The 19,739-nt window shown below is 70.0% G+C and carries 19 protein-coding genes; 16 read left to right on the top strand and 3 right to left on the bottom strand.

Going from position 1 to position 19,739, the window contains the following annotated elements; genetic code table 11:
• The first annotated feature begins 39 nt into the window (after positions 1-39).
• The 8 genes from ACFWMR_RS25320 (at position 40) to ACFWMR_RS25285 (ending at position 7,355) form a co-directional block, all read left to right on the top strand.
• Entirely contained in the window at positions 40-1,629 is a 1,590-nt protein-coding gene (locus ACFWMR_RS25320; protein WP_378380141.1) for a hypothetical protein, read from the top strand.
• 22 nt (positions 1,630-1,651) lie between these two features.
• On the top strand, positions 1,652-2,449 hold the full coding sequence (locus ACFWMR_RS25315) for a sugar phosphate isomerase/epimerase family protein (RefSeq protein ID WP_378380140.1): 798 nt from the start codon (positions 1,652-1,654) through the stop codon (positions 2,447-2,449).
• A 141-nt stretch (positions 2,450-2,590) separates the two neighbouring features.
• Positions 2,591-3,421, top strand: a complete 831-nt coding sequence (locus tag ACFWMR_RS25310) for a thioesterase family protein (RefSeq protein WP_093938594.1) — start codon at positions 2,591-2,593, stop codon at positions 3,419-3,421.
• 24 nt (positions 3,422-3,445) lie between these two features.
• Positions 3,446-4,261, top strand: coding sequence for a pyrroline-5-carboxylate reductase (proC, locus tag ACFWMR_RS25305; protein WP_093938593.1), 816 nt, complete (start codon positions 3,446-3,448; stop codon positions 4,259-4,261).
• A gap of 193 nt (positions 4,262-4,454) precedes the next feature.
• Complete coding sequence (locus tag ACFWMR_RS25300; protein WP_016330918.1) at positions 4,455-4,670, top strand: helix-turn-helix domain-containing protein; 216 nt, start codon at positions 4,455-4,457, stop codon at positions 4,668-4,670.
• A 145-nt stretch (positions 4,671-4,815) separates the two neighbouring features.
• Positions 4,816-4,917, top strand: a complete 102-nt coding sequence (locus ACFWMR_RS25295) for a 30S ribosomal protein bS22 (RefSeq protein WP_007030867.1) — start codon at positions 4,816-4,818, stop codon at positions 4,915-4,917.
• Positions 4,918-5,205: 288 nt separating this feature from the next.
• Positions 5,206-6,255 (top strand): NAD-dependent epimerase/dehydratase family protein, encoded by a 1,050-nt coding sequence (locus tag ACFWMR_RS25290; protein WP_378380139.1) that lies wholly within the window; start codon positions 5,206-5,208, stop codon positions 6,253-6,255.
• On the top strand, positions 6,252-7,355 hold the full coding sequence (locus ACFWMR_RS25285) for a lysophospholipid acyltransferase family protein (protein ID WP_378380138.1): 1,104 nt from the start codon (positions 6,252-6,254) through the stop codon (positions 7,353-7,355). The genes ACFWMR_RS25290 and ACFWMR_RS25285 overlap by 4 nt, the downstream gene beginning before the upstream one ends.
• An 82-nt stretch (positions 7,356-7,437) precedes the next feature.
• Here ACFWMR_RS25285 and ACFWMR_RS25280 read toward each other — a convergent pair whose 3' ends face one another.
• From ACFWMR_RS25280 to ACFWMR_RS25270, 3 genes are all read right to left on the bottom strand, one after another.
• Positions 7,438-8,340, bottom strand: coding sequence for an HAD family hydrolase (locus ACFWMR_RS25280; RefSeq protein ID WP_005151723.1), 903 nt, complete (start codon positions 8,338-8,340; stop codon positions 7,438-7,440).
• A 95-nt stretch (positions 8,341-8,435) separates the two neighbouring features.
• Complete coding sequence (locus tag ACFWMR_RS25275; RefSeq protein WP_378380137.1) at positions 8,436-9,530, bottom strand: DUF5667 domain-containing protein; 1,095 nt, start codon at positions 9,528-9,530, stop codon at positions 8,436-8,438.
• 110 nt (positions 9,531-9,640) lie between these two features.
• On the bottom strand, positions 9,641-10,339 hold the full coding sequence (locus ACFWMR_RS25270) for a sigma-70 family RNA polymerase sigma factor (protein ID WP_093939088.1): 699 nt from the start codon (positions 10,337-10,339) through the stop codon (positions 9,641-9,643).
• A gap of 293 nt (positions 10,340-10,632) precedes the next feature.
• On the opposite strand from ACFWMR_RS25270, the gene ACFWMR_RS25265 reads away from it, so the two are divergent.
• The 8 genes from ACFWMR_RS25265 (at position 10,633) to ACFWMR_RS25230 (ending at position 19,570) form a co-directional block, all read left to right on the top strand.
• Positions 10,633-12,117 carry an AMP-binding protein gene (locus ACFWMR_RS25265; protein ID WP_093939089.1) on the top strand — a complete coding sequence of 495 codons (1,485 nt, stop codon included), beginning with the start codon at positions 10,633-10,635 and terminating at the stop codon, positions 12,115-12,117.
• Between the two features lie 10 nt (positions 12,118-12,127).
• Positions 12,128-12,364 (top strand): glutaredoxin family protein, encoded by a 237-nt coding sequence (locus tag ACFWMR_RS25260; protein ID WP_038520134.1) that lies wholly within the window; start codon positions 12,128-12,130, stop codon positions 12,362-12,364.
• 58 nt (positions 12,365-12,422) lie between these two features.
• Complete coding sequence (locus ACFWMR_RS25255; RefSeq protein WP_378380136.1) at positions 12,423-13,958, top strand: molybdopterin-dependent oxidoreductase; 1,536 nt, start codon at positions 12,423-12,425, stop codon at positions 13,956-13,958.
• A 437-nt stretch (positions 13,959-14,395) separates the two neighbouring features.
• Positions 14,396-15,223, top strand: coding sequence for a redox-sensing transcriptional repressor Rex (locus ACFWMR_RS25250; RefSeq protein ID WP_378274646.1), 828 nt, complete (start codon positions 14,396-14,398; stop codon positions 15,221-15,223).
• Between the two features lie 2 nt (positions 15,224-15,225).
• Entirely contained in the window at positions 15,226-16,530 is a 1,305-nt protein-coding gene (locus tag ACFWMR_RS25245; RefSeq protein ID WP_093939092.1) for a glutamyl-tRNA reductase, read from the top strand.
• 7 nt (positions 16,531-16,537) lie between these two features.
• On the top strand, positions 16,538-17,485 hold the full coding sequence (gene hemC, locus ACFWMR_RS25240) for a hydroxymethylbilane synthase (protein ID WP_191256208.1): 948 nt from the start codon (positions 16,538-16,540) through the stop codon (positions 17,483-17,485).
• Positions 17,486-17,545: 60 nt separating this feature from the next.
• Positions 17,546-19,078 (top strand): bifunctional uroporphyrinogen-III C-methyltransferase/uroporphyrinogen-III synthase, encoded by a 1,533-nt coding sequence (locus ACFWMR_RS25235; RefSeq protein WP_020633155.1) that lies wholly within the window; start codon positions 17,546-17,548, stop codon positions 19,076-19,078.
• 126 nt (positions 19,079-19,204) lie between these two features.
• Positions 19,205-19,570, top strand: coding sequence for a hypothetical protein (locus ACFWMR_RS25230; RefSeq protein WP_378380135.1), 366 nt, complete (start codon positions 19,205-19,207; stop codon positions 19,568-19,570).
• The last annotated feature ends 169 nt before the right edge of the window (positions 19,571-19,739 follow it).

The raw sequence follows: 19,739 nt of genomic DNA, 5'->3' as shown, positions 1-19,739 counted from the left end.
CGGTTCGCAACGGCTGGAGCGCGCATTGGACAGCACGGTATGACGGACGAGACTGAGAGCGGCCAGCCGCAGAAGACCGTGGCGGAGTTGCTCGCGCAGCACGGAGCCCAGCCCGAAGGCGGGCGCCGCAGGCGACGCCGCGCGGCCGACGACGAGGACGAGGCTCCCGAGCCCACCCGCGGCCGACGCGCGCCGTCGGTGAGCGACACCGCGCCGCAGGCGATCATCGACAGGGTGTCCGGCGACACCCCGCCGCCGCCCAACCGTCCTCCGCGCCGCTCGCGCCCCCAGGACTCCGGTGCGCGTCCGCTTCCGCCGCCGCAGGACTCCGCGCCGCTGCCGGTGCCGCCGAACGCCGCGACCCCGACCCGGCAGACGCCGCCGGTGCGCCCGCCCCAGCCGCCGCAGGAGCAGAGCGGCTATCAGCAGCGTCCGCCGCAGCCGCCTCAGCAGTCCGGCCAGTTCGTGCGCCCGCCCCAGCCGCCGCAGGAGCAGAGCGGTTACCAGCAGCGTCCGCCGCAGCCGCCTCAGCAGTCGGGTCAGTTCGTGCGGCCGACGCCGCCGCAGGAACAGTCCGGCTATCAGCAGCGTCCGCCGGACTCCGAGGGCTTGCCGCCCCGCGGCCGTCCGCGGCCCGCGGGCCCGGAGGAGACCCGTGGCGCGGTGCCGCCGGTCCGCCGCCGCCCCGAACCGCCTGCCGGGCCCCCGTCCGCGGGGCTGTCGGCGAGGCTCGACGGTCTCGACGCCGAGCCCGAGGACGTCCAGGACCAGCCCGGCCCGATGGCCAGCGGCGCGTTCCAGACCCCACCGGCCCAGCCGGCGCGCCGTCGTCGTCCGGCGGCCCGTCCGCCTCAGCCGAAGGCCGAGCCGAGCACCGAGCAGTTCGCCGCGGTCGGCGACGAAGCCGGAATCGAACCCGAGGCACCCGCGCCCGTCGAACCGGCGGCGCCGCCCGCCGGACTCGCCGGATGGCGCAAGCGCAGGCAGAAGGTGCAGTCCGAGGACACCGAGATCGGCGGCATCCCGCCGGTGCCACCTCCGGTCGCGCCCGCCGAGCCGGACATCGACCCGGAACCGGACCAGTTCGACGCGGGCCCCCCGACCATGGGGCACCCCGCGCCGATGCCGTTCGTGCCGCCGCATTCGCTCGACGATCGAGGCAGGCAGCAGGACAACCTCGACGAGTACGAGCGCGAGTTCGCCGACCCGGCGTACCCCGACGGCAGTCCGGACTTCGACCGCGACGACTACGGGTACCGCGCCGACGAGTACGAGGACGACTACGAAGACGACCGGGCCGAGGGCGGCGTCGATGAGGTCGACGACGTCGAGGTGGACGAGTCCGAGGCACCCGCCGAGAACACCTCACCGGGGAAGCAGTGGCTGGCGCTGGCCGGTCAGCTCGCCCTCGGCGTGGTGGGCGGTGCCGGGGTCTGGCTGGGCTTCAACTGGCTGTGGGTGAACATCCCCGCCGCCGCGCTGGTCGCCGCGTTGCTGGTGATCGTCGCGCTGGTGTGGATCGTCCGGAAGATCCGCAAGGCCGACGACCTCCAGACCCTCGTGCTCGCGGTGCTGGTCGGACTGGTGGTGACGGTCTCACCGGCCGCACTCCTGCTGGTCGCTCGTTAGCGGCCTCGGGAAGGATGCCGGAATGGTTCAGCAGATTCCGGTAGGCGTCTCCACCGCGTCCGTCTGGCCTCTGAGGGCGGGCGCGGCCTTCGAGATGGCCGCCGACCTCGGCTACGACGGTGTCGAGGTGATGATCTGGGCCGACCCGGTCAGCCAGGACATCTCCGCGTTGCGCCGCTGGTCGCGCCGCACCGGGGTGCCGGTGCTGTCGATCCACTCGCCGTCGCTGCTGATCACCCAGCGCGTGTGGTCGCCGGATCCCGAGGTGCGCCTGCGGATGTCCGTGGACGCCGCGCTGGAGCTGGGCGCGCGCACGGTCGTGGTGCATCCGCCGTTCCGCTGGCAGCGCCGCTACGGCGACGCGTTCGGCGATCTCGTCGACGAGCTCGAAGAATCCAGCGGCATCGAGGTCGCGGTCGAGAACATGTTCAAGGTCCGTCCGCCCGGCGGGTCGCGGACGTCGCGCGTGTCGGCGTTCCGTCCGTCGATCGACCCTACGGACGTAGGGTTTCGCCACTACACGCTGGACTTGTCCCATACAGCGGCAGCCGGGATGGACGCCCTCGCGCTCGCCGAACGCATGGGTTCCGGGCTCACCCACGTCCACCTGGCGGACGGCACGGGGCTCCCGAAGGACGAGCACCTGGTGCCCGGGCGCGGGATCGAACCCTGTGCCGAATTGCTCGAAAAGCTCGTGAACAGCGATTTTTCCGGACAGATCGTGCTGGAGATCAACACCCGCCGCTCGCCGAGCGCGGCACAGCGGTCAAGGGATCTCGCGGAGTCACTCTTGTTCGCGAGGTTCCACCTCGGCCAGTGACAAAGATCGTCCCGAGGTGCGGAGATTCATTCCTCCCTGCGCCGGAGGCGCTGCTACACGTAAAGTTCCGACCGTGAACCAGCTGCGCTTGTTGATCTCCCGCACCCCGATGGATCGGCTCGTGGCCTGGGTCAGTGCTCGGTGAGCACGGCCGACGAAACGGGCACCTCCTTCGACGCGGCTTGCGCGACGAGATCACTGGGTGACGGCACTTTCACCGCGGTACTGCGGACCGAATGGTCGATCGGCGGACATCCGCACGGCGGCTTCCTGATGGCCTTGATGGCCCGGTCGGCCCTGGCGTTCCTGCACGAACGGGGCGAGCCGCCGTCCGAGCCTCTCGCCATCAGCGCGGAATTCCTGCACCCGCCCGCTGTGGGGCCGGTGTTGCTGCGCATGGACGTCCGGAAGGTCGGAAGGCGCGCTTCGGTCGTGGCGGTCCTGCTGGAGCAGCGGGGCCGCAGTTGCGTCGAGGCCAGGGTGACCACCGGGCGGCTGCCGATGCGGCGTCCGGAGTGGACCGATGTGCCCGCCATGCCCGCGGAACCGCCGCCCGGCGCGGTGCCCGTGACCGGTGAGACCTCCGAAGGCCTGTTCAATCTCGCGAAGGGCTGCGAAGTCCGGCTCGATCCGGCGAGCGTCGGTTACCTGCACGGCCGGATCGGCGACCCGCCGAAGATGCGGTTGTGGGTGCGGCCGCGGCACGGTCTTCCCGACCCGTTCTTCGCGCTGCTCGCGAGCGACGTGAACCCGCCGGTGGTCTACAACCTCGGCCGGATCGGCTGGGTGCCGACCGTGCAGCTGACCGCGTTGCTGCGCACCCGGCCGGCGCCGGGCTGGCTGCGGGTGATCGTGCAGGCCCACTCGGTGCACGAGGCCTGGTTCGATTCCGACGCCGTGGTGGTGGACTCGCAGGGCAGGCTGGTCTGCCAGGCGCGTCAGCTGGCGCTTGCCCCGGCGCCCGGGGGCTGACGGCGCTTTGGCACGCTGAACGGCATGAGCGTGATCGCGGTTCTCGGCGCCGGAAAAATCGGAGAGGCCCTGCTCTCGGGCCTGCTGCACGGCGGGCACAGCCCTGACGACCTGCTGTTCACCGAACGGTATCCGGCGCGCGCGGCCGAGCTGACCGAGCGCTACGGCGTGCACGGGGTCACCGTCGCCGACGCCGCGAGCCGAGCCGACGTGCTGGTCGTCGCGGTCAAGCCGCAGGACATCGACCCGGTGCTGGACGAGGTCGCGCCGCTGCTCGGCAAGGATTCGCTGGTGGTCTCGCTGTGCGCGGGCCTGCCGACCGCCCTGTACGAGCGCAGGCTGGCCGAGGGCATCCCGGTGGTGCGGGTCATGCCGAACACCCCGATGCTCGTCGGAGAGGCGATGAGCGCAGTCTCGGCGGGCGCGCACGCGACCGCCGAGCACATCGCGGTGGTGAAGGAGCTGCTTTCGCACGTCGGGCAGGTCGTCGAGGTGCCGGAGTCGCAGCAGGACGCCGTCACGGCGCTGTCCGGATCCGGGCCCGCGTACTTCTTCTTCCTGGTCGAGGCCATGATCGACGCCGGGATCCTGCTCGGCCTGCCCCGCGCGCTCGCCGGGCAGCTGATCATCCAGTCGGCGGTCGGGGCGGCGAAGATGCTGGCGGAGTCCGACGAGCACCCGGTGCTGCTGCGCGAAGCCGTCACCTCACCCGCCGGGACGACCATCAACGCCATCCGCGAGCTGGAGAAGCACGGCGTCCGCGCGGCGCTCCTGGCCGCCATCGAGGCCGCGAAGGACCGCTCGACCGAGCTGGGCCGCGCCCACGATCCCCGCGATTAGTCCTCTGGATGCGGTAGTTCGCCGGCGAACTACCGCATCCAGAGGACGAAACGCGTAGTCGGACGGGCCCATCTCGGTGACTCGCGTCGCTTTAGCCACACGTGTCCCGCTACTCTCAGGAGAGCACGTGCGTGTCGATACCACAGGTGGGGAAGCCTCGTGGCGCGACACGTGTCGAAGGACACGGTGAATCATGCCGCCGAACAAGAAGGATGACCTCCCCTCAGTGGGCCAGGTCCAGTTCCTGACGGTCGCCGAGGTGGCCACGCTGATGCGGGTCTCCAAGATGACCGTCTATCGCCTCGTTCACTCGGGCGAGTTGCCCGCGGTGCGCGTGGGGAAGTCGTTCAGAGTGCCCGAAAAGGCCGTTCACGAATATCTGCAGGGCGCGTACTTCGACGTGGGCTGAGGCTCGCTTCGCGGAGCACAGCGTGCCCGCCCGAGGGCGTCTTCCGGGGCGCGAGTACCCTGGAAGACCGCTCGTGCCTGTGCGCTCCACCCGTTGGACGCTGCGCCGGGCAGCGTGACCGACGACGAAGGAAGGAGCGCTCTCGATGGGCTCTGTGATCAAGAAGCGCCGTAAGCGCATGTCGAAGAAGAAGCACCGGAAGTTGCTGCGCCGGACGCGAGTTCAGCGTAGGAAGGCCGGCAAGTAAGACACAGCCGGTGAGTGGCCCGTCCAGGTTCTGGACGGGCCACTCCCATTTGGTGAACCTTTTCCGTCCGTTCGAGTGAGACGTGGATCCCCTCTGCGAGCGGCGGGTTAATAGCATGTAAGCGCTGACTCGACTACCCCTAATGAGCGGTAACATCTCAAGGGCAGCCGCGCGATGCTTCCATTGAGTGCAGGTACGCGCACACTCGGTGGATCAATCCGCGCTCAAAGGTCATCAGGACCCCGTGATCGAAAGTCCGAGAACCGCCCGAAAGCCGCAGGGAGTCCTATGCCGTCGAACATCGTGCTCGTGACCGGGGTCGGGGGAGACCTTGGCGGGAAGCTGCTCGCCAGACTCGGCAACAATCCGGAGTTCGAGCGGGTGATCGGCGTGGACACCACGCCCCCGCAGAAGTCGGTGCTGCAGCGCATGGGGCGCGCTGAATACGTCCGGGCCGACATCCGTAATCCGCTGATCGCCAAGGTGATCAGCACGGCCAAGGTCGACACCGTCGTGCACGCCTCGTGCACCGCGCATCCGGCCGGCCCGGCCCGCCGCACGGCGATCAAAGAGGTCAACGTCATCGGCACGATGCGGCTCCTGGCGGCCTGCCAGCGTTCGCCGCTCGTGCGCAAGCTCGTGGTGAAGTCGACGGCCGCCGTCTACGGCGCGGGCGCGCGCTCGCAGGCCGTCTTCACCGAAGATTCCGAGCTCATCCCCACCTCGACCAGCGGTTACGCGAAGGACGCCGTCGAGATGGAGGGGTACGTCCGCGGGCTCATGCGCCGCCGCCCCGACATCACGACGACGCTTTTCCGCTTCGCCAACATCATCAGCCCGGAGATCGACACCGTGCTCTCGCGCTACTTCGCGCTGCCGGTGGTCCCGACCGTGTTCGGCTACGACGCCCGGATCCAGCTGCTCCACGCTTCGGACGCGCTGGCCGTGTTCGAGCAGGCGACGCTGAACGACGAACCCGGCGTGTTCAATGTCGGCTCGGAGGGGGTACTCACGCTGTCTCAGGCGATCCGGCGAGCAGGCCGGGTCGAACTGCCGATGCCCAGCGGTGTCGTGCCGTCGGTCGGCAAGGTGCTGCGCGGAGCGAGGGTGGTCGACTTCTCCGCCGACCAGGTCCGGCTGCTGAACTTCGGCCGCGTCGTGGACATCACGAAGCTCAAGAAGGAGTTCGGTTACACCCCGCGTTGGACGACGCGGGAGGCGTTCGACGACTACATCACCGGCCGCGGGCTGAGGCCCGTGGTGGACGGCGGCAGGCTGGCCGGATTCGCCGACAAGGTCCTGGTGGCCGCGGCGACAGGGCAGGCGGCGAACCGGTGAGCAGGCCTTACGAGGACAACCCCGAGAACTCTCACGAAGGCGAGGCGGAAAACGTGAGCGGCGCTGAAGCGCAGGTCATCCCGTTGCACGGCCCCGGCAGAGAGAAGCCGGACCCGGCCGCTCAGGCGGACAGGGATCTTCGCGAGTCCGACGAAGCGCAAGAGCGGCTGGACCAGGAACGCCGGGTGGACGCGCCCGTCGTCGAGTTCCCCGGGGCGGCACGGGTCGCACCGGCCCGGACCCGTCCGGCCGACACCGAGCTCCTCCCGGCGTCGCTCCGGACGGCGCTGGGGTTCCTGCGGGACAGGCTGACCGGTGACTACACCGTCGACGAGTTCGGCTTCGACGCCGAGCTCACCGAAACCCTGCTGCTGCCGCCGTTGCGGGCGCTGTACGAGAAGTGGTTCCGCGTCGACATCTTCGGCGTCGAGAACCTGCCCACCGACGGCGGCGCGCTCCTGGTTTCGAACCACTCCGGCACGTTGCCGCTCGACGCGCTGATGACCGCCGTCGCCGTGCACGACCACGTCCCCGGCGGCAGGCACCTGCGCGGCCTCGGCGCGGATCTGGTGTTCCAGGTGCCGCTCGTCGGCTCCTTCGCCCGCAAGTCCGGGCAGACGCTCGCCTGCAACGCCGACGCAGAACGCTTGCTGCGCAAGGGAGAACTCGTCGGCGTATGGCCGGAAGGGTTCAAGGGGATCGGGAAGCCGTTCTCGTCGCGGTACAAGCTGCAACGGTTCGGCCGCGGCGGTTTCGTGTCCGCCGCGCTGCGGACCGGGGTGCCGATCATTCCCGTGTCGGTCATCGGCGCGGAGGAGATCTACCCCAAACTCGGCGAGATCAAGCTGCTCGCGCGGGTGCTCGGCCTGCCGTACTTCCCGGTGACGCCGTTCTTCCCGCTGCTCGGCCCGCTCGGCGCGGTTCCGCTGCCGACGAAGTGGAGCATCGAATTCGGCGAGCCCATCCGCACGGACACCTACGACGCGGACGCCGTGGACGACCCGATGCTGGTGTTCACGCTGACCGACCAGGTGCGGGAGTCGATCCAGCAGTCGCTGTACAAACGCCTCTCGCAGCGGAAGAGCGTCTTCAAGGGCTGAGTTTCCCCCTTTACGCATTTAGTCCTCTGGATGCGGTAGTTGCACACGCAAGGACCGCATTCAGAGGACTAAATGCGTGGGGTCAGCGGCGCCGGTACGCCATTCCGGCCGCCACGGCGCCGGCCACGGCGCCGACACCGAGCACCGACGGCACGCCGATCTTCGCGGCCTTGCGCCCGGTCCGGAAGTCGCGGATCTCCCAGCCGCGCGCCCGCGCGACGTCGCGGAGACCGCCATCGGGGTTCACCGCGACCGCGGTCCCGACGACCGACAGCATCGGGACGTCGTTCTGCGAGTCCGAATACGCCGTGCAGCGCTTGAGATTCAGTCCTTCGCGTGACGCCAGCGCCCGGACGGCGTGGGCTTTCGCGCGGCCGTGCAGCAGGTCGCCGACGAGACGGCCGGTGTACACACCGTCCTTGGTCTCCGCGACCGTGCCGAGCGCGCCGGTGAGACCGAGGCGCCGCGAGATGATGGCCGCGAGTTCGATCGGGGTCGCGGTGACGAGCCAGACGCGCTGCCCGGCGTCGAGGTGCATCTGCGCGAGCGCCCGCGTGCCGGACCAGATCTTGTCCGCCATCAGCTCGTCGTAGATCTCTTCGCTGATGTCGGTCAGTTCCTGCACCGTGCGACCGGCCACAAAGGACAGTGCCCGCTCGCGGTGGGTTTTGATGTCCTCTTTGTTCTCCCGGCCGCCGAGCCGGAACTTCACCTGCTGCCAGACGAATCCGGCCAGATCGGCGGACGTGAAGAACTTGCGCGCGGCCAGGCCGCGGGCGAAGTAGAAGATCGACGCGCCCATCATCATGGTGTTGTCGACGTCGAAGAACGCGGCCGCTGTCAGGTCCGGCGGGGCAGGCGGCGCGGGCGGTTCGAGGGCTTCGGCGGACGCGGTCGCCATGGCGGCCTCGGCCGACGCCTCGCCCGCCAGCTCGGCCAGCCGTTCGAGCTCTTGACTCTTATCCTTGCCCCGCCAAACTGACACGCACACCGCCTCCGGAATCCCAGGTGCCTGTGCACAGCGTAGCGAGCGGCCCATCGCCCTGTCCCGGGTGTGGTGCCTCCCTCATCGACAGCGAGTCAGCCGATGGTTATCGGCGGTAATCCCGGAATGAGCGGCGGAATCGAAATCAGCGGCGGCTTCGGCGTGGTGGTCGTCGGCGGCAGCGTCCTCGTCGTCGGGGGAGGCGTGGCCACCACGGGCGGTGGTGTCCCGCCCGTGGGCGGCACGAGCGGTCCGGTCGGGGTCGCGGTGTCCACGCCGGACGACGGCGGCGCCGCCGAGCTCGGCGGCGGCGAACCGGCCGGCGCCGACGACGGCGGGGTGGACGTCATCGGTGGCACGACGGCGTCGGGGGAGCCGGGGTCGCGGACGCAATCACCGGCGGCCGGGACGGCGCCCAGGTCGTCGGACGAGCCCGTGGTGATCGTGTAGCAGACCAACCGCGAACCGAGATCCGTCGTGCGCGCCTGAACCTTGTCGAGCAGGACACGGGCCGCGGCGAACTTGTCGCGGGCCTCGGCGGGCGCGTACCCGACCTGGAGGCCGAGCCTGTCGGACTGCTGCCGCGCCCAGGTGCGGAGTTCGGTCAACCGGGTCTGGCCGCCCTGATCGGTGACGAGCGCCGTCAGCTGCGAGACACCGGCCCGCAGGTCGGTCTCGAAATCGGCGAGGCCGGTGAAGTACGCCGCGGTGGGCGCTTCCTGCCGGGTGAGTTCGTCGAGTTCGCCGACACGGTTCGCGGCGAACTCCAGATGCTTCTTCGCCTTGTCCCGCTCGTCGAACGTGAGCCCGAGCGCGGCCGATTCACCCGCTCGTTTGATGCCGTAGAGCGGATCGCCCGGCAAGGCGTCCTTGGACAGCAGCAGGGTGATGCCGCCCAGCGCGAGGACGAGGGCGACGGCGGCCGCGGCGAGATTGGCGACGGTGTGACCACGGCGCTTCGGCGGTGCTTCGGCTTCGGCGAGACGTCCGGCGATCTCGTCGCGGATCCGCTGCCGGGTCTCCGCGTCGGGAGCGCCGCCGGCACCCAGTTCGCGCAGGCCGCCGACGAGCGCGAGTTCGTGCGCGAACTCGTCGTCTCCCGGACTTTCGGTGCCGACAGTGCCGTCGACAAGGTCCGCGAAGCGGTCACCGTCCGCCCGCTCACGCGCGAACCATCCCGGCACGCCCACGGCGAAGTCTCCATCTGATCAGCCCGGTCCTGACCACCGGTCTGGCAGTGAAAACGAGCGGAGACGCCCAAGGGTTACGGCAAGGCCCGGTGGGAACCAAATATGGAACTTTAACGCAGTCCCGTGGGCAGAAGTTGTGCCAAACGGCGTACCGCTCGGTGCTGAAGGGCCTTGATGGCGCCTTCGTTGCGCTTCATGATCGCCGCCGTCTCGGCGACCGAAAGTCCCTGCATGAACCGCAGCACGATGCACTCGCGCTGGTCTTCGCCGAGTTCGGCGACGCAACGCAGCAGTTCGGCGCGGGTGGCGCGGCTGATCGCCTGCTGTTCGGGCCCGGCGACGGCCTGCACGCCGACGTTCCCGATCGGCGCCCCGTTCGGCTCGGCGACCTCGTCGGTGACGACCTCGAGGCGGAACCGGCTCGACTTCACGTGGTCGAGGATGATGTTGCGCGCGATCGTGACGAACCAGGCGCCGACATCACGCCCCTGGTAGCTCACCGAGGTGATGCGGCGAAGCGCGCGCAGGAAGGTCTCGCTGGTGACGTCCTCGGCGAGGTCCCGGTCGCCGAGGCGGAACAGGACGTAGCGGTAGACGACGTCGACGTAGCGGTCGTAGAGCCGTCCGAAGGCGGACGTGTCGCCGCCTTGCGCGGCGCTGACCAGCTCCCAAGCCTCGGCCTTCGCGGCTTCGGCGGCGGCGTCGTTCTCTTCGACCTTGGGCCGCGCGGACGGCGTGGCGGGGAAACCGCTCCGCCGGAGGATGTGGCCCGCCAGCATCGAGACGGGGTTCGGCGCGGGAAGAGTCACGCGGTACCTCCCGTTCCGGGCAGAGAAGACCGGCCCGCATGTCCCACCGCCGCGTGGGCCTGCAAGATCTGCACGTCCGGACTCCTTTTCTCACCATCGAGTGATCAACACCACTCGACGATGCCCAGCAGCATACGTGTAGTTACCGCGAAGTAGGTAGCGGTGCCGGGGTTACGGAACTGCGACGAAAGCGAGTGACACCCATGACGGTGGCCGAGATGACAAACTGGCAACGCCGTTCACTCCAGGGAAGAGGTTCGCAGTTGAGCGCGGAGCAAGTTGCCGATGCAAGTGTGCCCACCTTGCTCGCCGAGGCCGCCCGGCAGTGGCCCGGCAAGCTGGCCGTTCAGGAGACCGGCGGCGGGGTCACGCTGACCTGGGCGGAGCTCGACGACGCCGCCCACGCGCTGGCCCGCGCCCTGCTCGACGCGGGAATCGAGCGCGGCGACAGGGTGGCCTTGCGGCTGCCGACGTCGGCCGCCTTCGCCGTCTCGCTGTTCGGGGCGCTCCGGGCGGGCGCGGTGGTCGTCCCGATCTCGCCGCAGGCTCCGGTGGCGGAGCTGACCGGACTGCTGGAACACAGCGGCGCGCGGCTCGTCCTCGAACGCGAAGCGACCGAGGAACTCCCCGATGGAGTGACAAGCCTCTCACCGCCTGTTACCTCGGATGGAGCAGCCGAACCGGTCGACGCGGCCGGTGCCGGTGAGGACATCGCGGTCATCTCGTACACCTCCGGCACGACCGGCCCGCCGCGCGGCGTGATGCTGTCGCACCGGGCGCTGCTGGCGAACCTCGACCAGCTGAGCAGGATCGTCCCGACACCGCTCGTGCACGGCGACCGCGTACTCATCACCATCCCGTTGTTCCACGTCTACGGCCTGGGGCCCGGTCTGTTGCAGACCACGTCGGTCGGCGCGACGGCGATCCTGTCCGAACGGTTCCTCGCCGAACGGACCCTGGCCGACTGCGCCGAGTACCGGGTGACCTCGATCGCCGGAGTGCCCGCGATGTACGCCGAGTTCGCCGCGATGGACGCCGACGAGCTCGGCCAGGGCCTGTCCACCGTCCGGCGGATGACCTCGGGCGCGGCGCCGCTGCACCCCAAGATCCTCACCGCGCTCCGCGGCGCCACCGGGCTGGACGTCTACGAGGGCTACGGCCTCACCGAATGCGCGCCCGTGGTCACCACGACCCTGGTCACCGGCTACCCGAAGCCGGGTTCGGTCGGGCGGCCGCTGCCCGGCGTCGAACTCCGGCTGGTCGACAGCGACGGCGACGCCGAACCCGTCCCGCTGGACCCGGACGACCTCGGCGACGCCTTCGACGAGGACGGCGGCACCGGGCTGGTGTCGATCCGCGGCGCGAACCTGTTCTCCGGCTACTGGCCCGACGGTTCGCACGGTCCCGGCGAGGACGGCTGGTTCCGCACCGGCGACGTCGGCTACCTCGACACCGACGGCGACCTGCACCTGGTGGACCGTGCCAACGACCTGATCATCGTCAACGGCTTCAACGTCTTCCCGCACGAGGTCGAGAACGTGATCTCGATGCTGGACGAGGTCGTCGAGGCGGGTGTGGTCGGCGTCGTCGACGAGCGGACCGGCGAAGCGGTGAAGGCCGTCGTCGTCCCCGCGCCGGGCGCGTCGCTCTCGGAGCAGCAGGTCGTCGAGCACTGCGCGGAGCACCTGGCCGGGTACAAGGTGCCGCACACCGTCGAGTTCGCGGAGTCGCTGCCGCATTCGGCCACCGGGAAGCTCCGGCGTTTGCGCCTCAGGTAAGGATTGACGCATGGCGCACCACGTGACCGTCATGACCCGCACCGGTTGTCACCTGTGCGAGGTCGCGGAACAGGACATCGAGCGGATCTGCGGCGAGCTGGGCGTCGCCTGGTCGGCGCAGGACGTCGACAGCGACCCCGAGTGGCGGGCCGAATACGGCGACCGGGTGCCGGTGATCCTCGTCGACGACGCCGAGCACGGTTACTGGCGCGTCGAAGAGGACAGGCTCCGGAAAGCACTGGCGTAACACACTCGTAAGGGGCGATCGACCGACCTTCAGGCGGTTTCGCTCCGAAGATGGAGTCGTGGACGACGAACGCAGGCTCACCTTCGGCCAAGCCGCTCTGACCGGACTTCTGGCACTCGTGGCGGCCCTCGGCGTGGGGCATCTCGTCGCGGGCTTCGTCGGGTACACGGCCTCGCCGTTCGTCGCCGTCGCGAACTTCGTCATCGACCACAGCCCGCACGCGGTCGTCGCCTGGGCAGAGCAGACGCTTGAGACCTGGGACAAGGTCGTCCTCAAGATCGGCCTGGCCGTGGTGCTGGTGCTGTTCGCGCTGCTCGCCGGGCAGCTCTCGCGGAGCAAGCCGCTGCCGGGCCAGGTGCTCGTCGGCGTCCTCGGCGCGGCGGGCGTCGCCGCCGTCTACGTGCGCACCGATCTCGGGCAGGTCGCGCTGCTGGCGCCGGTCGCCGCGACGGTCGCCGGGCTCGCCGTCTTCACCCGGCTGCATCTGTTCTTCCGCCCGAAGGTGTTCTTCGACGACCGCGAAGGCGAGGGGCCGGACAGGCGGAAGGTGCTGGTCACCGGTGTCTCCGTCGCGGCGGGCGCCGGTGTCGCCGCGCTGGTCGGGCAGATCGCCGGGACCAGGAAGAACGCCGAAGAATCGCGCGCCGCCGTCGGCAGGCTGGTCCCGGCCAGGACCGCGCCGCCGGTCCCGCCCGACGCGGACTTCGTGAAGTTCGGCACCCCGCCCTACCTCACTCCTTCGAAGGATTTCTACCGGATCGACACGGCTCTCGTGGTCCCGCAGGTCCGGACCGAGGACTGGAGCCTCCAGATCCGCGGGATGGTCGACCGCGAGGTCACCTATCGGTATGACGACATCCGCTCGCGGCCGCTGATCGAACGCGATGTCACCCTGTGCTGCGTCTCCAACGAGGTCGGCGGTCCGTACATCTCCAACGCGCGCTGGATCGGCGTCGACCTGCGCGACCTGCTGCTCGAAGCGGGTGTGAAACCCGGCGCCGAGCAGATGTTCGCGACCAGCGTCGACGGCTGGACCTGCGGAACCCCGGTCGAAGCCGCCTTGGACCCCGCTCGCGGCGCGATGCTCGCGATCGGCATGGACGGCGAGCCGCTCCCGATCGAGCACGGCTTCCCCGCGCGGATCGTGATCCCCGGGCTGTACGGCTACGTGTCCGCCACGAAATGGGTGACCGAACTGGAGATCACCACGTGGGAGGAGCGACGGGCCTACTGGCTCGACCGCGGCTGGGGCCGCGAAGGACCGGTGAAGACGCAGTCGCGGATCGACGCGCCCGGCTCGGCGGTGAACGCGGGGAAGGTCGTGGTGTCCGGGACCGCGTGGGCGCAGCACACCGGCGTCGCGAAGGTGGAGGTCCGGGTCGACCAGGGGCCGTGGAAGGAGACCGTCCTGTCGGCGGAGACGTCGAAGGACACCTGGCGGATGTGGTGGACCGAGGTCCGGGTCGGCCCTGGTCAGCACGAGATCGCCGTCCGGGCGACGGATCAGTCGGGCTACACGCAGACGCAAGAGATCGCCGGAACGGTCCCGGATGGAGCCACGGGCTGGCACAAGGTGACGGTCAACGCGCGTTGATGCGGGCTTCGGTCACTGTCGTGAGCCGGGGCTTTCGCGTGACTGGCTGGACGACACGCGTGATCAGACGGACGACACGCGTGACTGACCGGACGACACGCTCACCCCCAGGGCTCGCCACGTGCCGTCCACCCCGTCACGCGTGTCGTCCACGCAATCACCCGTGTCGTCCATTTGAGCACGCGAGACCGTGCGACCGCAGGTGCCTGAGACTCGGTTGGCTCCACGAATCGCCAGTCACGACCCACGCGCCTGGGCACTGTGGGGTGCGTCATCCCCTCTACCTGTGACTTTGTGCCTGCGTTCACAAGTGGCTACCGTAGATACGTCGCCACCGGAGCGCCCGGCATCGAACCGGACTCAGCGCCGCGGGTCAAGAGCCGATTTCCAGGTTCGGGCGAATCATGTCGTCAGCAGGACCAGAGGAGCGGACAAGCGTGGTGTCGCAACGAGGCCGGCGCACCCGGGTGACACCGGACGCCGACAACGCGCCCACCGCGGAGATGCCCGCCGTCGAGGCCACCGCCGAGCCGGAAGCGGCCCGCGCGAAGTCGATCCCCGAGGCCGCCGTCGCCCGCCTCGCCGTCTATCTCCGTGTCCTCTCCGGGCTTGCCGAGCAGGGCGCGACGACGATCTCCAGCGAAGAGCTCTCGCAGGCCGCGGGCGTCAACTCCGCGAAACTGCGCAAGGACCTGTCCTACCTCGGCTCCTACGGAACCCGCGGCGTCGGCTACGACGTCCAGGTCCTGGTCAGTCAGATCGAGCGGATCCTCGGCCTGACCCGCAAGCACAAGGTCGCCGTGGTCGGGATCGGAAACCTCGGGCACGCGCTGGCCAACTACGGCGGGTTCCCCGGTCGCGGCTTCCCGGTCGAGGCGCTGTTCGACCTCGACCCGGATCTGGTCGGCGTCCCGGTGGGCGGTCTCCCGGTGTCGCATCTCGACGAGATCCCCAAAGTCTGCGCCGAACGGGAGATCTCCATCGGCGTCATCGCCACTCCGCCCACCGCCGCGCAGTCGGTCTGCGACCGGCTCGTCGCAGGTGGCGTGCAGTGCATCCTGAATTTCGCCCCGGTGGTGCTGCAGGTTCCGGCACATATCGAGGTGCGCAAGGTCGACCTCGCGGTCGAGTTGCAGATCCTGTCGTTCCACGTCGCTCGCCGCGCGGATCTGGCCGCTAATGGCAATGGCGGAGGAGACAGTGGCCCTGGGGGCGCCGAGAATGGCAGCGTGAACGGCCACGGCAATGGAATGGTGGTGCGCTGAAAATGAGCGTGTTGGCGGTCGGGCTCTCGCACCGCAGTGCCGAGTTGAACACCCTGGAACGCGTCGCGGTCCCCGCGACCGACGTGACCAAGGTGCTCCACGAACTTCAGCAGGCAGAGCACGTCAGCGAGGCGATCCTGGTCTCTACCTGCAACCGCATCGAGGTCTACGCCGTCGTCGAGACCTTCCACGGCGGCCTGAACGACGTCTCCGACGTGCTCGCCCGCCAGGCCGGGATGCGGCCCGCGGACCTCTACGACTCGCTGTACGTGCACTACGCGGGCGCCGCGATCGAGCATCTGTTCTCGGTCACCTCCGGGCTGGACTCGATGGTCGTCGGCGAGACGCAGATCCTCGGCCAGATCCGGTCCTCCTACGCCACCGCGCGTGAGGCGGGGACCGTCGGCCGCACGCTGCACGAGCTGATCCAGACCACGCTGCGCGTCGGCAAGCGCGTCCACTCCGAGACCGGCTTGGACAAGCTGGGCGCGTCGGTCGTGTCCGAAGGGCTGGCCGCCGCGGGCGACCTCGCCGGGAAGCACGCGCTGATCGTCGGTGCCGGTTCGATGGGCGCGCTCACCGCGTCCCACCTGCGTAAATCCGGGATCGGCGAGATCACCATCGCCAACCGCACCGAGGCGAGGGCCGCCCGTCTCGCCGCCGCGAGCGTGGAGCAGGGCGTGCCCGCGAAGGCCGTCCAGATGAGCGGGCTCGCGGCCGCTGTCGCCGAGGCGGACGTCGTCGTCTGCTGCACCGGCGCGAACGACGCGGTGTTCACCGTCGAACACGTCCCGGCCCGCGCCGGGCGGCCGCTGATCGTCTGCGACCTCGGCCTCCCGCGCGACGTCGACCACGACGTCGCCGAACTGGCCGACGTCACCGTCGTCGACCTCGAGACCATCCAGCGCCGCATGCGCGAAGCGGGCACCCCGACCACCGAACGCCAGACCGCGAAGGCCACCGGCATCGTGCTCGACGAGGTGCGCGAGTACCTCGCCGGTCAGCGCAGCGCCGAGGTCACCCCGACGGTCACGGCGCTGCGGCGCCGGGCGGCCGAGGTGGTCGACGCCGAGCTGCTGCGGCTGGACAACCGCCTGCCGGACCTCGAAGCCGGGGTCCGCGAGGAGGTCGGCCGCACGGTCCGCCGCGTGGTCGACAAGCTGCTGCACGCGCCGACGGTGCGGGTCAAGCAGCTGGCCGCCGAGACGGCCGACACCGATTACGCCAACGCGCTGCGTGAGCTGTTCTGCCTCGACCCGCAGGCACCCGCCGCGGTGGCGAGTCCCACCGCAACGAAAGACGAGTGATCATCCAGTGAGCAGAGTCATCCGCATCGGGACGCGCGGCAGCAAGCTCGCCCTCGCGCAGACCGGCACCATCGCCGACGCCCTGCGCGCCACCGGGGCCGAGGTCGAGCTCGTCACCGTGACGACCCCTGGCGACAAGTCGTCCGCGCCGATCCCGACGATCGGGGTCGGTGTCTTCACCTCCGCGCTGCGCGAAGCCTTGCTGCGCGAAGAAGTCGACGTCATCGTCCACTCCTACAAGGACTTGCCGACGAAGCCGGAGCCGGGCATCACGCTCGCCGCCGTGCCGCGCCGCGAGGACCCCCGTGACGCGCTGATCGCCCGCGACGGGCTCACTCTCGGTGAGCTCCCGCCGGGTTCGACCGTCGGCACCGGCTCGCCGCGACGCACCGCGCAACTGCGCGCGCTCGGTCTCGGTTTGGAAATCGTGCCGATCCGAGGCAATATCGACACCCGCATGCGCAAGGTGAGCGACGGAGAGCTCGACGCCGTCGTCCTGGCGCGTGCCGGACTGGCCAGGATCGGCCGGGCGGAGGAGATCACCGAGACCCTCGACCCGATCCAGATGCTGCCCGCTCCCGCGCAGGGTGCGCTGGCGGTGGAGTGCCGGACCGGTGACGTGGACATCGAGCACCTGCTCGGATCCACAGTGGACGATGAAGGCACCCGTGCCGTGGCGACCGCCGAGCGGGCGTTGCTCGCGGCGCTGGAAGCCGGGTGCAGCGCACCGGTCGGAGCGCTGGCGGAGATCGTCGAGGACCTGGACGCCGAAGGGCGGGTCGTCGAGCGGATCTCGTTGCGGGGCACCGCCGCCGTCGAAGGGGACGGGGACGCGGTCGACATGGTGCGCGCTTCCGCGCTCGCCGACAAGCACGAAGCCGAACAGCTCGGCCGGACACTGGCCGCCGAGCTGCTCGACCTGGGGGCGGGCGCGCTGTCCGGCCCCGCCCAGTGAGTCAGAACGTTGAAGGTAGGGCCGCGCTCGACTGCGGCCGCTCAAGAGGAGAACGCACAGATGACCCCCGCGCGTAAGACCACCGGGCGTGTCGCCTTCGTGGGCTCGGGCCCCGGTGACGCCGGTCTGCTGACCGTCCGCGCTCAGGAGCTGCTCGCCAAGGCCGAGGTCGTGGTGACCGACCCGGACGTCCCTTCGGGCGTCCTGGCCTTCACCGCCGAGGGCGCCGAAGTGCGCCCCGCCGTCGGCGAGGCCACCGAGGTCGCCAAGGACCTGGTGAACGAAGCCAAGGCAGGACGGCTGGTGCTCCGGCTGATCGCCGGTGACCCGCTGACCCAGCCCGCCGTCGTCGCCGAGGTGCAGGCCGTTTCCCGGACCAGCGCCGTGTTCGACATCATCCCGGGCGTCTCGCCCGGTGCCGCCGTCCCGGCGTACGCCGGTGTCGCGCTCGGCGGTACGCACACCGAGGTCGACGTCCGCGGCGACGTCGAATGGGCCGCATTGGCCGCCACCCCGGGCCCGATCGTGCTGCACGCGACGTCGGCGCACCTGGCCGAGGCCGCGTCCGCGCTGACCGAACACGGCCTGGCGCCGACCACCCCGGTCGCGGTGACGTCCAACGGCACCATCAACACCCAGCGCACCCTGGACACCACGCTGGCCACCGTCGCGAACGAAGCGGGCGAGCTCGTCGGCCCGCTCATCGTGACCATCGGCCAGGCCGTCGGCCAGCGCTCGAAGCTGTCGTGGTGGGAGTCGCGCGCGCTGTACGGCTGGAAGGTCCTGGTGCCGCGCACCAAGGAGCAGGCCGGTGAGATGGCGGAGCGGCTTCGCGGCCACGGAGCCACCTCGCACGAGGTCCCGACCATCTCGGTCGAGCCGCCGCGCAGCCCCGCCCAGATGGAGCGCTCGGTCAAGGGCCTCGTCGACGGCCGCTACCAGTGGATCGTCTTCACCTCGACCAACGCCGTCCGCGCGGTGTGGGAGAAGTTCGAGGAGTTCGGCCTCGACGCCCGCGCGTTCTCCGGCGTGAAGATCGCCTGCGTCGGTGAGTCGACCGCCGCGAAGGTGCGCTCGTTCGGCATCATCCCCGAGCTGATCCCGGAGGGCGAGCAGTCCTCGGAGGGCCTCCTCGCCGAGTTCCCGCCGTACGACGACGTCCTCGACCCGGTCGACCGCGTGCTGCTGCCGCGGGCGGACATCGCCACCGAGACCCTGTCGGCCGGCCTGCGTGAACGCGGCTGGGAGATCGACGACGTGACGGCGTACCGCACCGTCCGGGCGGCCCCGCCGCCAGCCGAGACCCGCGAGATGATCAAGACCGGCGGTTTCGACGCGGTCTGCTTCACCTCGTCCTCGACCGTGCGGAACCTCGTCGGCATCGCCGGCAAGCCGCACACCCGCACGCTGGTCGCGTGCATCGGCCCGAAGACCGCGGAAACCGCCGTGGAGTTCGGGCTGCGGGTCGACGTCCAGCCCGAAAAGGCCGACGTCCCGCACCTGGTCGACGCGCTCGCCGAGCACGCCGCCCGGCTCCGCGCCGAAGGTGCGCTTCCGCCGCCGCGCAAGGCGAAGCGGGCCCGTCGCTCCTGATTCGTGAAAAAGCCCCCTTCCCGCGGCTATGCGGGAAGGGGGCTTTTTCGTTCCTTAGTGAGAAGTTATCGCGCGCGTCGCGGCGGGGCGTAGCTTCGTGGCTTCGACAATCACTGGGGAGTGATCATGAATTCTCTCGCACGGGCCGCCACCGTCTTGGGTGTGCTGGCTCTTGGATCCGCCGCACTCGCCGGCACCGCGGCCGCGGCTTCCGTGTCTTTCGAGGTGTGCAGTCCGCTCGGCTGCGCGGCCCAGAGCGTCCGGGGCACCGTGGATCGCGGGGAGGTGCTCGCGACGTTGACCGACAATTCGCGGGTTTCGACGCTCGTCGCGCAGTTCATCGCGTACCCGCCGCCCCAGACCACCATCGCCGAAGTCGACGATGGGGTGTTCGAGGTCGTGGCCTGGGTGTCGAGCGATTGGAAGCAGTTGACGGTGAAGGCCTGCGCCGGCTTTTTCGACTGCAACAGCAAGACCATCATCCGGCTGTAAGGGACGCGACCCTCGCGTGTCGTCCGCCCGATCACGCGTGTCGTCCGCCCGATCACGCGTGCCGTCCGTCTGGTCACGTGAACCGCCCGACGTCGGTACCGAGGACACGGTCGGCTCAGCCGAGGAAACTCGACCTTCACACCGACCCAAGTACATGAAGGCCCCCTTC

The sequence above is a fragment of the Amycolatopsis thailandensis genome (genome assembly GCF_042723255.1).
Taxonomy (GTDB): Bacteria; Actinomycetota; Actinomycetes; order Mycobacteriales; family Pseudonocardiaceae; genus Amycolatopsis; species Amycolatopsis thailandensis.
This window is presented reverse-complemented; position numbering and strand designations above follow the sequence as displayed.

What these genes read in the sequence shown, in the direction of transcription:
- ACFWMR_RS25290 (WP_378380139.1), top strand. Translation starts at nt 5,206, where the DNA reads ATGCCGTCGAACATCGTGCTCGTGACCGGGGTCGGGGGAGACCTTGGC.
- ACFWMR_RS25320 (WP_378380141.1), top strand. Translation starts at nt 40, where the DNA reads ATGACGGACGAGACTGAGAGCGGCCAGCCGCAGAAGACCGTGGCGGAG.
- ACFWMR_RS25295 (WP_007030867.1), top strand. Translation starts at nt 4,816, where the DNA reads ATGGGCTCTGTGATCAAGAAGCGCCGTAAGCGCATGTCGAAGAAGAAG.
- ACFWMR_RS25315 (WP_378380140.1), top strand. Translation starts at nt 1,652, where the DNA reads ATGGTTCAGCAGATTCCGGTAGGCGTCTCCACCGCGTCCGTCTGGCCT.
- proC (WP_093938593.1), top strand. Translation starts at nt 3,446, where the DNA reads ATGAGCGTGATCGCGGTTCTCGGCGCCGGAAAAATCGGAGAGGCCCTG.
- ACFWMR_RS25245 (WP_093939092.1), top strand. Translation starts at nt 15,226, where the DNA reads ATGAGCGTGTTGGCGGTCGGGCTCTCGCACCGCAGTGCCGAGTTGAAC.
- ACFWMR_RS25230 (WP_378380135.1), top strand. Translation starts at nt 19,205, where the DNA reads ATGAATTCTCTCGCACGGGCCGCCACCGTCTTGGGTGTGCTGGCTCTT.
- ACFWMR_RS25300 (WP_016330918.1), top strand. Translation starts at nt 4,455, where the DNA reads ATGCCGCCGAACAAGAAGGATGACCTCCCCTCAGTGGGCCAGGTCCAG.
- ACFWMR_RS25235 (WP_020633155.1), top strand. Translation starts at nt 17,546, where the DNA reads ATGACCCCCGCGCGTAAGACCACCGGGCGTGTCGCCTTCGTGGGCTCG.
- ACFWMR_RS25260 (WP_038520134.1), top strand. Translation starts at nt 12,128, where the DNA reads ATGGCGCACCACGTGACCGTCATGACCCGCACCGGTTGTCACCTGTGC.